Source organism: Aeromonas sp. MTB, assembly GCF_056632455.1.
The window spans coordinates 212,482-225,000 of record NZ_CP147026.1; the positions used below are offsets into that span (position 1 = coordinate 212,482).

A 12,519-nucleotide genomic window follows, 5' to 3' on the forward strand; every position below is an offset into this window, starting at 1 on the left:
ATAACAATGACAATCGGTCTTGTAGGTCGCAAAGTGGGTATGACTCGCATCTTCACTGAAGATGGCGTTTCTATCCCGGTGACTGTTATCGAAGTTGAAGCTAACCGTGTAACTCAGGTCAAATCTGTAGAAACCGACGGCTACAACGCTATTCAGGTTACCACTGGCGCCAAGAAAGCCAGCCGTGTGACCAAGCCGGAAGCTGGCCACTTCGCCAAAGCTGGTGTAGAAGCCGGTCGCGGTCTGTGGGAATTCCGCCTGAACAACGGTGAAACTTTCACTGTTGGTAGCGAGCTGAAAGTAGATCTTCTCGCTGACGTTAAGCTGGTAGACGTTACCGGCACATCCAAAGGTAAGGGCTTTGCTGGTACTGTTAAGCGCCACAACTTCCGCACCCAGGATATGACCCACGGTAACTCCTTGTCTCACCGCGTTCCGGGTTCTATCGGTCAGAACCAGACTCCGGGTCGTGTATTCAAGGGCAAAAAGATGGCTGGTCACATGGGTGCTGAGCGTGTAACGACTCAGAACCTGGAACTGGTTCGTGTTGACGCTGAACGCAACCTGCTGCTCATCAAAGGTGCAGTACCGGGTGCAACCAACGGCAACGTGATCGTCAAACCTGCCGTCAAAGCGTAACGTCTGAGGAGATAGTAATGGAATTGGTAATGAAAGACGCCAAGAGCGCTCTTGAAGTTTCCGAGACTACCTTCGGGCGCGAATTCAACGAAGCTCTGGTTCACCAGGTCGTCGTTGCATATGCCGCTGGTGCCCGTCAGGGTACTCGTGCGCAGCTGACTCGCTCTGAAGTGTCTGGTGGCGGCAAAAAGCCGTGGCGTCAGAAGGGTACTGGTCGTGCCCGTGCTGGCTCCATCCGTTCGCCCATCTGGCGTTCCGGTGGTGTGACTTTTGCTGCTAAGCCGCAAGATCACAGCCAGAAAGTAAACAAGAAGATGTACCGCGGCGCTATCCGTAGCATTCTGTCCGAGCTGGTACGTCAAGAGCGCCTGATCGTTGTTGAGAAGTTCGGCATCGAAGCTCCGAAGACCAAAGAACTGATCGCCAAGCTGAAAGAAATGGAACTGACTGACGTTCTGATCGTGACTGCTGAAGTCGATGAGAACCTGTTCCTGGCTGCTCGCAACCTGTACAAAGTTGACGTGCGTGACGTTGCCGGTATCGACCCGGTCAGCCTGATCGCTTTCGACAAGGTTCTGATGACTGCTGACGCAGTTAAGCAAATCGAGGAGATGCTGGCATGATCCGTGAAGAGCGTCTGCTGAAAGTTCTGAAGGCTCCGCACATCTCTGAAAAGAGCACCATGGTTGCAGAAAAGCAGAACACTATCGTGTTCAAAGTTGCTGTTGATGCTACCAAGGCGGAAGTCAAAGCTGCAGTTGCGAAACTGTTCGAGGTCGAAGTTGAGACCGTCCGTACCCTGAACATGAAGGGTAAGACCAAGCGCGCAGGTGCACGCGTAGGCCGTCGTTCCGATTGGAAAAAGGCTTATGTGACCCTGAAAGCTGGTCAGGACATCGACTTCATGGGCGCAGCCGAGTAAGAGGAGTTCTCAAAAATGGCAATCGTTAAGTGCAAGCCTACTTCTCCGGGCCGCCGCCACGTCGTCAAGATCGTCAATCAAGAGCTGTATAAGGGCAAGCCCTTCGCCGCTCTGCTGGACAGCAAAAGCAAGTCCGGTGGTCGTAACAACAACGGCCGTATCACTACCCGTCATATCGGTGGTGGTCACAAGCAGCACTACCGTATCGTCGACTTCAAGCGCGACAAAGACGGTATCCCGGCTAAAGTAGAGCGCCTGGAATACGATCCGAACCGTACCGCTAACATCGCTCTGGTGTTGTATGCAGACGGTGAGCGTCGTTACATCCTGGCTCCGAAAGGCCTGAAAGCTGGTGACGCGATCGCTTCTGGTGCTGATGCAGCCATCAAGGTAGGTAACGCCCTGCCGATGCGCAACATCCCGGTTGGTTCTACCGTTCACGCTGTAGAGATGAAGCCTGGTAAAGGTGCCCAGCTGGCTCGTTCCGCTGGTACTTTCATCCAGATCCTGGCTCGTGAAGGTAACTATGTAACTCTGCGTCTGCGTTCCGGCGAAGTACGTAAAGTTCTGGCCGAGTGCCGCGCTACCATCGGTGAAGTCGGTAACTCCGAGCACATGTTGCGTCAACTGGGTAAAGCCGGTGCAAACCGCTGGCGTGGTATTCGTCCGACCGTTCGCGGTATGGCGATGAACCCGGTTGACCACCCGCACGGTGGTGGTGAGGGTCGTAACAAGGGCATGCAGCCTGTGTCCCCATGGGGCCAGAAGGCTAAAGGCTTCAAGACCCGTAAGAACAAGCGTACCGACAAGTACATCGTACGTCGTCGTAACAAGTAATTGTTAACATAGAGGAATCACCATGCCACGTTCTCTCAAGAAGGGTCCATTTATTGACCTGCACTTGCTGAAGAAGGTAGAGAAAGCGGTGGAAAGCGGGGATAAAAAGCCGGTTAAAACCTGGTCCCGTCGTTCAATGATCATCCCGAACATGATCGGTTTGACCATCGCTGTCCATAATGGTCGTCAGCACGTTCCGGTTTTCGTTACCGAAGAAATGATCGGTCACAAACTGGGTGAATTCGCACCGACTCGTACTTATCGCGGCCATGCTGCTGATAAGAAGGCTAAGAAGCGCTAAGGGATAAATGATGGAAGCTATCGCTAAACACCGTTATGCCCGTACTTCTGCCCAGAAAGCTCGTCTGGTAGCCGATCAAGTACGTGGTCTGTCCGTAGACAAGGCTCTGAATATCCTGACCTTCAGCCCGAAAAAGGCTGCAGTGCTGGTTAAGAAAGTGCTGGAATCTGCCATTGCAAACGCTGAGCACAACGAAGGCGCCGATATCGACGCGCTGCGTGTTGCTACTATCATGGTCGACGAAGGTCCCTCCATGAAGCGCATCCGTCCGCGTGCCAAAGGTCGTGCGGATCGTATCCTCAAGCGTACCGCTCACATCACTGTAGTGGTATCCGACGCTAAGGCTGGGAGATAAGCAATGGGTCAGAAAGTACATCCTAATGGCATTCGCCTGGGTATTACCAAGCCTTGGAATTCTACCTGGTTCGCGAACACCAAAGACTTCGCTGACAACCTGTACAGCGATTTTCAAGTACGCCAGTTCCTGACCAAGGAACTGAAAAACGCGTCCTTGTCCAAGATCACCATTGAGCGTCCGGCCAAGAGCATCCGTGTGACCATTCACACCGCTCGTCCGGGTGTTGTCATCGGTAAGAAAGGCGAAGACGTTGAGAAGCTGCGCAAAGCTGTAGCCACTATTGCTGGCGTGCCTGCTCAGATCAACATTTCCGAAGTCCGCAAGCCGGAGCTGGATGGCAAACTGGTTGCCGACAGCATCACTTCCCAGCTGGAGCGTCGTGTAATGTTCCGTCGTGCTATGAAGCGCGCCGTACAGAACGCAATGCGCCTGGGTGCCAAGGGCATCAAAGTGGAAGTTTCCGGTCGTCTGGGCGGCGCTGAAATCGCGCGTACCGAATGGTACCGTGAAGGTCGTGTGCCGTTGCACACCCTGCGTGCCGACATCGACTACGCAACTTCTGAAGCCCACACCACTTACGGTGTGATCGGCGTTAAAGTTTGGATCTTCAAGGGCGAAGTTCTGGGCGGTCTGGCTGCTGTTAACGCTGCCGCTGCTCAAGAGCAAGCTCCTGCAAAGCCCAAGCGTGACAACAAGCGCCGCGCTGCTAAGTAAGGAGATTCGGTAAATGTTGCAACCTAAGCGTACTAAATTCCGCAAGACCCACAAGGGTCGTAACCGCGGTCTGGCCACCTCTGGTAACGAAGTATCCTTCGGTACCTTTGGCCTGAAGGCGACATCCCGTGGTCAACTGACTGCTCGTCAAATCGAAGCAGCCCGTCGTGCCATGACCCGTCACGTTAAGCGTCAAGGTAAGATCTGGATCCGTGTGTTCCCGGACAAGCCCATCACCGAAAAGCCCCTCGAAGTTCGTATGGGTAAAGGTAAGGGTAACGTGGAATACTGGGTTTGCCCGATCCAGCCTGGCAAGGTTCTGTACGAGATGGACGGTGTACCTGAGGCTCTGGCGCGTGAAGCGTTTGCCCTGGCCGCAGCTAAGCTGTCTGTTCAGACCACTTTCGTAATTAAGACGGTGATGTGATGAAAGCCCAAGATCTGCGTCAAAAGAGCGTCGAAGAACTGAACCAGGAGCTGCTGGGCCTGCTGCGTGAGCAATTCAACATGCGCATGCAAGCGTCCACCGGCCAGCTGGCTCAGACTCACACTCTGAAACAAGTGCGTCGTGACGTCGCACGTATCAAGACTGTACTGACTGAGAAGGCAGGTGCGTAATGACTGACAAGATCCGTACTCTGCAAGGTCGTGTAATCAGCGACAAGATGGACAAGTCCATCACTGTTGCTATCGAGCGCAAGGTAAAGCACCCGATCTACGGTAAGATCATCAAGCGCACTACCAAGCTGCACGTACATGACGAAAACAACGAGTGCAAAGCTGGCGACCTCGTGGAAATCCGCGAATGCCGCCCGCTGTCCAAGACCAAGTCCTGGACCCTGGTTGCCGTTGTAGAAAAGGCCTAATCGGTACTTTGTAGTCCAAGCGGCCCCTTTAAGGGGCCGTTTGTTTTTTAGGCTACCTTTTCTGAAAATCCTGTGTTATAGTTTCGCGCCTTTTGAAGGCAGCCAGATCCCATTAGGGATAAGAAGTAAACAAAGCGGAGCACTAAGATGATCCAGATGCAAAGTATGCTGGGTGTTGCCGACAACTCCGGCGCTCGCAGTGTAATGTGTATTAAGGTTCTGGGTGGCTCGCACCGCCGTTACGCCGGCATCGGCGACATCATCAAGGTTTCCATCAAGGAAGCCATTCCTCGCGGTAAAGTGAAGAAAGGTGATGTGTATAACGCGGTGGTCGTACGCACCCGTAAAGGCGTTCGTCGTCCGGACGGCTCTGTCATCCGTTTCGACAACAATGCGGCTGTGTTGCTTAACAACAACCAACAGCCAATCGGTACTCGTATTTTTGGCCCGGTGACCCGTGAACTGCGTAATGAGAAGTTCATGAAGATTGTGTCCCTGGCACCCGAAGTACTGTAAGGAGTCGAACGATGGCAGCTAAAATCCGTCGCGAAGACGAAGTGATTGTTCTTACCGGCAAAGACAAGGGCAAGCGTGGCAAAGTCACTCAAGTCCTGATTGCAAAAGGTAAGGTAATCGTGGAAGGCATCAACCAGGTGAAGAAACACCAGAAGCCGGTACCCGCACTGGGTCAGGCTGGCGGTATCGTCACCAAAGAAGCCCCCATCGATGTATCAAACGTAGCGCTGTTCAACTCTGCCACTGGCAAAGCTGACCGCGTTGGTTTCCGGATTGAAGACGGCAAAAAAGTCCGTTTCTTCAAATCCACCGGCGAACTTGTGAAGTAATTGGAGTTTAACGATGGCGAAACTGCATGATTACTACAAATCCGATGTAGTAAATGAACTGTCCAAGCAGTTCGGTTACAAGACTATCATGCAAGTCCCTCGGATCGAGAAAATCACCCTGAACATGGGTGTTGGTGAAGCGATCTCTGACAAGAAATTGCTGGAAAATGCTGCTGCCGATATGGCTGCCATTTCCGGTCAGAAGCCGCTGATCACCAAAGCTCGCAAATCTGTTGCGGGCTTCAAGATTCGTGAAGGCTACCCGATAGGTTGTAAAGTAACCCTGCGTGGCGAGCGTATGTGGGAGTTCCTGGAACGGCTGATCTGCATCTCCGTACCGCGTATCCGTGACTTCCGTGGCCTGAACGCTAAAGCGTTCGATGGTCGTGGTAACTACTCCATGGGCGTGCGTGAGCAGATCATCTTCCCGGAAATCGACTATGACAAAGTCGATCGCGTCCGTGGTCTGGATATCACCATCACCACTTCCGCGAATACCGATGAAGAAGGCCGTGCTCTGCTGGCTGCCTTTAACTTCCCATTCCGCAAGTAAGGTTAGGGTTATGGCTAAAACATCCATGAAAGCGCGCGAAGCAAAGCGTGCCAAGCTGGTAGCCAAGTACGCGACCAAGCGTGCCGAGCTGAAAGCTATCATCGTTGACATGAACGCTTCTGAAGAAGCGCGTTGGGATGCTGTACTGCAACTGCAACAGCTGCCCCGTGATTCCAGTCCGTCCCGCCAGCGTAACCGTTGCAATATTACTGGTCGTCCGCACGGTTTCCTGCGCAAGTTTGGCCTGTCTCGCATCAAGGTGCGTGAGCATGCCATGAAGGGCGAAATTCCGGGCCTGAAGAAGGCTTCTTGGTAACGAATCTCGGGAGTTAGACTTATGAGCATGCAAGATCCGATCGCGGATATGCTGACCCGCATCCGTAACGGTCAGGCGGCGAGCAAAGTTGCGGTTTCCATGCCTTCTTCCAAGCTGAAAGTGGCTATCGCCAAAGTGCTGAAAGAAGAAGGTTACATCGCTGGCTACTCCGTAGCTGGTGACGTGAAGCCGGAACTGGAAATTGAACTGAAATATTTCCAGGGCAAGCCAGTTGTAGAACTGATCCAACGCGTAAGCCGTCCAGGCCTGCGTATTTACAAGCGCACTACTGATCTGCCGAAAGTTATGGGCGGTCTCGGTGTTGCTATCGTGTCCACGTCTAAAGGTGTGATGACTGACCGTGCTGCTCGCAAAGCAAGCATGGGCGGTGAGATCATCTGCTACGTCGCTTAATAGGAGGTAGGAAATGTCTCGTGTTGCTAAGGCACCCGTCACTATTCCTGCTGGCGTAGAGGTGACTCTGAACGGCCAGGAACTGACCATCAAAGGTGGTAAAGGTTCTCTGGTTCGCTCTATTCACGCCGGTGTAGAAGTGACCAAAGAAGACAATGTACTGAAGTTCGCCCCGCGCGGCAGCATCGCTGGTGCTGACGCTCAGGCCGGTACTGCCCGTGCATTGGTCAACAACATGGTAATCGGTGTTACCCAAGGCTTCGAGCGCAAGCTGCAGCTGGTTGGTGTAGGTTATAAAGCCTCCATCAAGGGCAATGCTGTTGCGCTGGCTCTGGGCTTCTCTCACCCGGTAGAGCATGCGCTGCCGGCTGGTGTGACCGCTGAGTGCCCGACTGCTACAGAAATCGTTCTGCGTGGCGTCGACAAGCAGCTGGTTGGCCAAGTCGCCGCCGATATCCGTGCTTACCGCGCTCCGGAGCCCTACAAGGGCAAGGGTGTACGCTATGCCAACGAGCAAGTGCGTACTAAAGAAGCTAAGAAGAAGTAAGGTAACACTATGGACAAGAAAGCAGCTCGTCTCCGTCGTGCTACTCGTGCTCGGAAAAAGATGCAGGAACTGGGAGCTACCCGTCTGGTTGTTCACCGTACCCCGCGTCATATCTATGCGCAGGTTATTGCAGCCAACGGTTCCGAAGTTCTGGCCTCTGCTTCCACAGTAGAGAAAGCCATCAGTGAAGCTCTGAAATACACCGGTAACGCAGATGCTGCTACCGCTGTAGGTAAGGCTATCGCTGAGCGTGCTATTGCCAAAGGCGTTCAGAACGTATCTTTCGATCGTTCCGGTTTCAAGTATCACGGTCGCATCGCTGCCCTGGCAGCTGCCGCACGTGACGCTGGTCTTCAGTTCTAAGCTAGGAGTCGAAGATGGCTAAAGTCGAATCTCAAGCCGGCGAACTGCAAGAAAAGCTCATTGCAGTAAACCGTGTTTCGAAAACTGTTAAAGGTGGTCGTATCATGTCCTTCACCGCGTTGACCGTGGTGGGTGATGGTAACGGCCGTGTAGGTTACGGTTACGGTAAAGCCCGTGAAGTTCCGGCTGCTATTCAAAAAGCAATGGAACAGGCTAAGCGTAACCTGAACAAGGTTGAGCTGAACAACGGCACTCTGCACCACCCGGTGCGTGGTGTTCACTCTGGCTCCACCGTGTTCATGAAGCCGGCCTCCCAAGGTACTGGTATCATTGCAGGCGGCGCTATGCGTGCTGTTCTGGAAGTTGCCGGTATCCACAACGTGCTGGCCAAGACCTACGGTTCCACCAACCCAATCAACGTTGTTCGCGCTACTGTAGACGCTCTGGTTCACGGTCAATCACCGGAACAGATCGCTGCCAAGCGTGGTCTGCGCGTTGAAGAAATTCTGGGGTAATGCGACATGGCTAACACTGTAAAAGTAACTCAAACTCGCAGCTCTATCGGCCGTCTGCCAAAGCACAAGGCGACTCTGCGTGGTCTGGGTCTGCGTCGCATTGGTCACACCGTTGAGCTGGAAGATACTCCTTGCGTACGCGGCATGATCAACCAGGTTTATTACATGGTTAAGGTGGAGGGCTAAGCATGCGTCTGAACACTCTGTCTCCGGCCGCTGGTTCCAAGCCTGAAAAACAACGTCGTGGTCGTGGTATCGGCTCCGGCTTGGGCAAGACTGGTGGTCGTGGTGTTAAAGGCCAGACCTCTCGTTCCGGTGGCGGTAAAGTCCGCAACGGTTTCGAAGGCGGCCAGATGCCTTTGAAAATCCGTCTGCCGAAGTTCGGTTTCTTCTCTCGCAAATCTTTGGTTTCTGCCGAAGTGCGTCTGAACGAAATCGCCCTGGTAGAAGGTGATGTGGTCGACCTGAGCACTCTGAAGCAAGCCGGTGTTGTTACTAAGAACATCGTGTTCGCTAAAGTTGTTCTGTCAGGCAACATTGACCGTGCTGTGACCGTTCGTGGTCTGTCCGTCACCAAAGGTGCACGCGCAGCCATCGAGGCCGCTGGCGGTAAAATCGAGGAATAATCAGTACAATGGCTAAGAAACCAGGATTGGATGTTAAAGCACAGGGTGGTCTGAGTGAACTGAAGAGCCGTCTGCTCTTCGTTCTCGGGGCGATTATCGTTTTCCGTGCAGGCTCTTATGTGCCGATTCCTGGTATTGACGCCGCCGTACTGGCCGAGTTGTTCCAGCAACAGAAGGGCACCATCATTGAGATGTTCAACATGTTCAGTGGTGGTGCACTCTCGCGTGCTTCTATTCTTGCGTTGGGGATCATGCCGTACATTTCGGCATCGATCATTATCCAGCTGCTGACAGTGGTTCACCCCGCTCTTGCTGAACTCAAGAAAGAAGGTGAATCCGGCCGTCGCAAGATTAGCCAATATACCCGTTGGGGCACGCTGGTTTTGGGAACTTTCCAGGCCATTGGTATTGCAACCGGTCTGCCGAATATGATGCATGGACTCGTGACTAATCCGGGTTTGGGCTTCTATTTCACAGCGGTTGTGAGTCTGGTCACCGGTACCATGTTTTTGATGTGGTTGGGTGAACAGATTACCGAGCGTGGGATTGGTAATGGTATCTCGTTGATTATTTTCACAGGTATCGTTGCTGGTCTGCCGCATGCCATTGGCGCTACGGCCGAACAGGCACGTCAAGGGGAATTGCACATCCTGCTGTTGTTGTTGCTGGGCTTGATTGTTTTCGCAGTGACTTACTTTGTGGTGTTCGTGGAGCGTGGTCAGCGTCGTATCGTCGTTAACTATGCCAAGCGTCAACAAGGCCGCCAGGTATTTGCCGCGCAAAGCACACACCTGCCGTTGAAAGTGAATATGGCTGGTGTGATTCCTGCGATTTTCGCATCCAGTATCATCCTCTTCCCGGGGACCATTACCTCTTGGTTTGGTCAGGGCGAGGGTAAAGTAGCTGATATCCTGCAACAGGTCTCTATGGTCCTGCAGCCGGGTCAACCGCTTTACGAGATGCTGTATGCAGCAGCCATTATCTTCTTCTGCTTCTTCTATACCGCGCTGGTGTTCAACCCCCGCGAGACAGCAGATAATCTGAAGAAGAGTGGAGCCTTTATCCCGGGGATTCGCCCGGGCGAGCAGACAGCACGTTACATCGATAAGGTTATGACTCGCCTGACATTGGCAGGTGCGCTCTATATAACCTTTATCTGTCTGGTACCCCAGTTCTTGATGACTGCCTGGAACGTACAGTTCTACTTCGGTGGCACTTCGCTGCTGATTATCGTGGTAGTTATCATGGACTTCATGGCTCAGGTACAAACCCATATGATGTCTCATCAATATGGCGACGTCCTGAGGAAGGCCAACCTGAAGGGCTACGGCCGCTAAAGGTCGGCGTAGTTACGGAGTTAAGCAATGAAAGTTCGTGCTTCCGTTAAGGCAATCTGCCGTAACTGCAAAATCATCAAGCGTCACGGTGTGGTGCGTGTGATTTGCAGCGAGCCAAAGCATAAACAACGCCAAGGCTAATTTTTTACGGTTAGTACTTGCAACAAATAGTTGTGCTGGCTAATATAGCCAGCCAACTTTTGTTGTGTATTGGTTGACCGCCACGTATCCGCTCACGGGCTTTGTGGTGGTCGTAATCTACTATATGTAGGAGTGAATAGTGGCCCGTATCGCTGGCATTAACATTCCTGACCATAAGCATGCAGTCATCGCTTTGACTGCGATTTATGGCGTCGGTCGTACCCGCTCCAAGGCCATCTGTGCCGCAGCCGGTATCGCTGAGAATGTGAAAATTAAAGACCTGGACGAAGCTCAGATCGAGAGTCTGCGTGAACAAGTAGGTAAATTCACCGTTGAAGGTGACCTGCGTCGTCAGATTTCCATGAACATCAAGCGATTGATGGATCTGGGTTGCTACCGTGGTTTGCGTCACCGTCGTAGCCTGCCTGTTCGTGGTCAACGTACCAAGACCAACGCTCGTACCCGTAAGGGTCCGCGCAAGGCTATCAAGAAGTAACGGGAAGGTAGAAAATGGCTAAAACTCCGACTCGTGCTCGCAAGCGCGTTAAAAAGCAAGTGAGCGACGGTATTGCGCACGTTCATGCATCTTTCAACAACACAATCGTGACCATTACTGACCGTCAGGGCAATGCTCTGTCTTGGGCTACTTCTGGTGGTTCCGGTTTCCGTGGTTCTCGTAAGTCCACCCCGTTCGCTGCTCAGGTAGCTGCCGAGCGCGCTGGTGAGATGGCCAAAGAATATGGCGTCAAGAACCTGGAAGTCATGGTCAAAGGTCCGGGTCCCGGTCGTGAGTCTTCCATCCGCGCCCTGAACGCGGCTGGTTTCCGCATCACTAACATTACTGATGTGACTCCGATCCCGCACAACGGTTGTCGTCCTCCCAAGAAGCGCCGCGTATAACGCTGTAGCTACTTGGTCTAGGATTGTTGGAGAAAGAAGATGGCAAGATATATCGGTCCTAAGCTTAAGCTTAGCCGTCGTGAGGGCACCGACCTCTTCCTGAAGTCAGGTGTTCGTGCGATTGATTCTAAGTGCAAGATTGACACCGCCCCTGGTCAGCACGGTGCGCGTAAAGCGCGTCTGTCCGACTACGGTGTTCAGCTGCGCGAGAAACAAAAAGTTCGTCGTATCTACGGCGTATTGGAAAAACAGTTCCGCAACTACTACCGCGACGCTGCCCGTCAAAAGGGTAACACCGGTGAAAACCTGTTGCAGCTGCTGGAAGGTCGTTTGGACAACGTTGTTTACCGTATGGGCTTCGGCGCTACCCGTGCTGAATCTCGTCAGCTGGTGAGCCACAAGGCCATCATGGTAAACGGTCGCGTTGTGAACATTCCTTCTTTCCAGGTTTCCCCTGAGGACGTGATCTGCGTTCGTGAGAAGGCTAAGAAGCAAGCGCGTATCAAAGCTTCCCTGGAAGTTGCTGGTCAGCGTGAGAAGCCGACTTGGGTAGAGGTTGACGCCGCTAAAATGGAAGGTGCTTTCAAGCGTCTGCCAGAGCGTTCCGACCTGTCTGCCGACATTAACGAACAGCTGATCGTCGAGCTTTACTCCAAGTAAAGCTAGCTTCTAAAGAGAGGACACAATGCTGGGTTCTGTAACAGATTTTCTTAAACCGCGGCTAGTTGACATCGAGCAAGTTAGCCCGACTCATGCGAAAGTGACTCTTGAGCCACTCGAGCGTGGCTTTGGTCACACGCTGGGCAACGCCCTGCGTCGTATTTTGCTGTCATCTATGCCCGGTTGTGCAGTTACTGAAGTCGAAATTGACGGGGTACTGCATGAGTACAGCAGCAAAGAAGGTGTACAGGAAGACATTCTTGAAATCCTGCTCAACCTGAAAGGTATCGCTGTGAAGCTGGAAGGCAAGGACGAGGTAACTCTGTCCCTGACCAAGTCTGGAACAGGCCCCGTTACCGCTGGTGATATCACTCACGGTGATGAAGTCGAGATCGTAAACCCGGAGCACGTAATCTGCCATCTGACTGGTGCCAATGCTGAAATCAGCATGCGCCTGAAAGTTCAGCGCGGTCGTGGTTATGTGCCTGCTTCTGCTCGTGTTCACAACGATGACGAAGAGCGTCCTATTGGTCGCCTGCTGCTGGACTCCGCGTTCAGCCCCATCGTTCGTATTGCCTACAATGTTGAGGCAGCACGTGTGGAACAGCGTACCGACTTGGACAAGCTGGTCATCGACATGGAGACCAATGGTACCCTGGATCCTG

Annotated in this window: 26 protein-coding genes (1 of these 26 only partly in view); all 26 read left to right on the plus strand. The window is 52.9% G+C overall.

Annotation, left to right across the window (positions count from 1 at the left end; translation table 11 throughout):
• Positions 1-6 precede the first annotated feature (6 nt).
• Positions 7-639 (plus strand): 50S ribosomal protein L3, encoded by a 633-nt coding sequence (rplC, locus tag WBR25_RS00965; protein ID WP_005340620.1) that lies wholly within the window; start codon positions 7-9, stop codon positions 637-639.
• A 17-nt stretch (positions 640-656) separates the two neighbouring features.
• A complete protein-coding gene (rplD, locus tag WBR25_RS00970) occupies positions 657-1,262 on the plus strand; it encodes a 50S ribosomal protein L4 (RefSeq protein WP_005340616.1) in 606 nt (201 codons plus the stop codon).
• Entirely contained in the window at positions 1,259-1,561 is a 303-nt protein-coding gene (rplW, locus tag WBR25_RS00975; RefSeq protein ID WP_005307955.1) for a 50S ribosomal protein L23, read from the plus strand. The genes rplD and rplW overlap by 4 nt, the downstream gene beginning before the upstream one ends.
• 15 nt (positions 1,562-1,576) lie before the next feature.
• The gene (rplB, locus tag WBR25_RS00980; protein WP_005340614.1) at positions 1,577-2,398 is read left to right on the plus strand and encodes a 50S ribosomal protein L2; all 822 of its coding nucleotides are present in this window, start codon (positions 1,577-1,579) and stop codon (positions 2,396-2,398) included.
• A 22-nt stretch (positions 2,399-2,420) separates the two neighbouring features.
• A complete protein-coding gene (gene rpsS / locus WBR25_RS00985; protein ID WP_005307960.1) occupies positions 2,421-2,699 on the plus strand; it encodes a 30S ribosomal protein S19 in 279 nt (92 codons plus the stop codon).
• 10 nt (positions 2,700-2,709) lie between these two features.
• Positions 2,710-3,054, plus strand: a complete 345-nt coding sequence (gene rplV / locus WBR25_RS00990; protein WP_005319741.1) for a 50S ribosomal protein L22 — start codon at positions 2,710-2,712, stop codon at positions 3,052-3,054.
• A 3-nt stretch (positions 3,055-3,057) separates the two neighbouring features.
• Positions 3,058-3,771 carry a 30S ribosomal protein S3 gene (gene rpsC / locus WBR25_RS00995; protein WP_005307962.1) on the plus strand — a complete coding sequence of 238 codons (714 nt, stop codon included), beginning with the start codon at positions 3,058-3,060 and terminating at the stop codon, positions 3,769-3,771.
• A 13-nt stretch (positions 3,772-3,784) separates the two neighbouring features.
• Positions 3,785-4,198, plus strand: a complete 414-nt coding sequence (gene rplP / locus WBR25_RS01000; protein ID WP_005340612.1) for a 50S ribosomal protein L16 — start codon at positions 3,785-3,787, stop codon at positions 4,196-4,198.
• The gene (gene rpmC / locus WBR25_RS01005; protein WP_005307965.1) at positions 4,198-4,389 is read left to right on the plus strand and encodes a 50S ribosomal protein L29; all 192 of its coding nucleotides are present in this window, start codon (positions 4,198-4,200) and stop codon (positions 4,387-4,389) included. The genes rplP and rpmC overlap by 1 nt, the downstream gene beginning before the upstream one ends.
• The gene (rpsQ, locus tag WBR25_RS01010) at positions 4,389-4,637 is read left to right on the plus strand and encodes a 30S ribosomal protein S17 (protein WP_005307966.1); all 249 of its coding nucleotides are present in this window, start codon (positions 4,389-4,391) and stop codon (positions 4,635-4,637) included. Before rpmC ends, rpsQ begins: the two co-directional genes overlap by 1 nt.
• Before the next feature lie 147 nt (positions 4,638-4,784).
• Complete coding sequence (rplN, locus tag WBR25_RS01015) at positions 4,785-5,153, plus strand: 50S ribosomal protein L14 (RefSeq protein ID WP_005307975.1); 369 nt, start codon at positions 4,785-4,787, stop codon at positions 5,151-5,153.
• Between the two features lie 11 nt (positions 5,154-5,164).
• Positions 5,165-5,482, plus strand: coding sequence for a 50S ribosomal protein L24 (gene rplX / locus WBR25_RS01020; protein ID WP_005307977.1), 318 nt, complete (start codon positions 5,165-5,167; stop codon positions 5,480-5,482).
• Positions 5,483-5,495: 13 nt separating this feature from the next.
• Positions 5,496-6,035 carry a 50S ribosomal protein L5 gene (rplE, locus tag WBR25_RS01025; protein WP_005331162.1) on the plus strand — a complete coding sequence of 180 codons (540 nt, stop codon included), beginning with the start codon at positions 5,496-5,498 and terminating at the stop codon, positions 6,033-6,035.
• Positions 6,036-6,045: 10 nt separating this feature from the next.
• Positions 6,046-6,351, plus strand: coding sequence for a 30S ribosomal protein S14 (rpsN, locus tag WBR25_RS01030; RefSeq protein WP_005340609.1), 306 nt, complete (start codon positions 6,046-6,048; stop codon positions 6,349-6,351).
• 21 nt (positions 6,352-6,372) lie between these two features.
• Complete coding sequence (rpsH, locus tag WBR25_RS01035) at positions 6,373-6,765, plus strand: 30S ribosomal protein S8 (RefSeq protein ID WP_005307980.1); 393 nt, start codon at positions 6,373-6,375, stop codon at positions 6,763-6,765.
• Positions 6,766-6,778: 13 nt separating this feature from the next.
• A complete protein-coding gene (gene rplF / locus WBR25_RS01040; RefSeq protein WP_005340607.1) occupies positions 6,779-7,312 on the plus strand; it encodes a 50S ribosomal protein L6 in 534 nt (177 codons plus the stop codon).
• Positions 7,313-7,321: 9 nt separating this feature from the next.
• Positions 7,322-7,675, plus strand: a complete 354-nt coding sequence (gene rplR / locus WBR25_RS01045; RefSeq protein ID WP_005340606.1) for a 50S ribosomal protein L18 — start codon at positions 7,322-7,324, stop codon at positions 7,673-7,675.
• 14 nt (positions 7,676-7,689) lie between these two features.
• Entirely contained in the window at positions 7,690-8,190 is a 501-nt protein-coding gene (rpsE, locus tag WBR25_RS01050) for a 30S ribosomal protein S5 (RefSeq protein WP_005340605.1), read from the plus strand.
• Between the two features lie 6 nt (positions 8,191-8,196).
• Positions 8,197-8,376 (plus strand): 50S ribosomal protein L30, encoded by a 180-nt coding sequence (rpmD, locus tag WBR25_RS01055; protein ID WP_005307985.1) that lies wholly within the window; start codon positions 8,197-8,199, stop codon positions 8,374-8,376.
• 2 nt (positions 8,377-8,378) lie between these two features.
• Entirely contained in the window at positions 8,379-8,816 is a 438-nt protein-coding gene (rplO, locus tag WBR25_RS01060) for a 50S ribosomal protein L15 (RefSeq protein WP_005340604.1), read from the plus strand.
• Positions 8,817-8,824: 8 nt separating this feature from the next.
• Positions 8,825-10,153 (plus strand): preprotein translocase subunit SecY, encoded by a 1,329-nt coding sequence (gene secY, locus WBR25_RS01065; RefSeq protein ID WP_005340602.1) that lies wholly within the window; start codon positions 8,825-8,827, stop codon positions 10,151-10,153.
• Positions 10,154-10,180: 27 nt separating this feature from the next.
• On the plus strand, positions 10,181-10,294 hold the full coding sequence (gene rpmJ, locus WBR25_RS01070; protein WP_005319705.1) for a 50S ribosomal protein L36: 114 nt from the start codon (positions 10,181-10,183) through the stop codon (positions 10,292-10,294).
• A gap of 139 nt (positions 10,295-10,433) precedes the next feature.
• Positions 10,434-10,790 carry a 30S ribosomal protein S13 gene (rpsM, locus tag WBR25_RS01075; RefSeq protein ID WP_005307991.1) on the plus strand — a complete coding sequence of 119 codons (357 nt, stop codon included), beginning with the start codon at positions 10,434-10,436 and terminating at the stop codon, positions 10,788-10,790.
• A 14-nt stretch (positions 10,791-10,804) separates the two neighbouring features.
• The gene (gene rpsK / locus WBR25_RS01080; protein WP_005307993.1) at positions 10,805-11,194 is read left to right on the plus strand and encodes a 30S ribosomal protein S11; all 390 of its coding nucleotides are present in this window, start codon (positions 10,805-10,807) and stop codon (positions 11,192-11,194) included.
• A 39-nt stretch (positions 11,195-11,233) separates the two neighbouring features.
• Complete coding sequence (gene rpsD, locus WBR25_RS01085; RefSeq protein WP_005340600.1) at positions 11,234-11,854, plus strand: 30S ribosomal protein S4; 621 nt, start codon at positions 11,234-11,236, stop codon at positions 11,852-11,854.
• Positions 11,855-11,879: 25 nt separating this feature from the next.
• Positions 11,880-12,519: the 5' portion of a DNA-directed RNA polymerase subunit alpha gene (locus tag WBR25_RS01090; RefSeq protein WP_005307997.1), read on the plus strand. 350 nt of this gene lie beyond the right edge of the window; 640 of the gene's 990 nt are visible here — the first part of the coding sequence; it begins with the start codon at positions 11,880-11,882; its stop codon lies beyond the right edge, outside the window.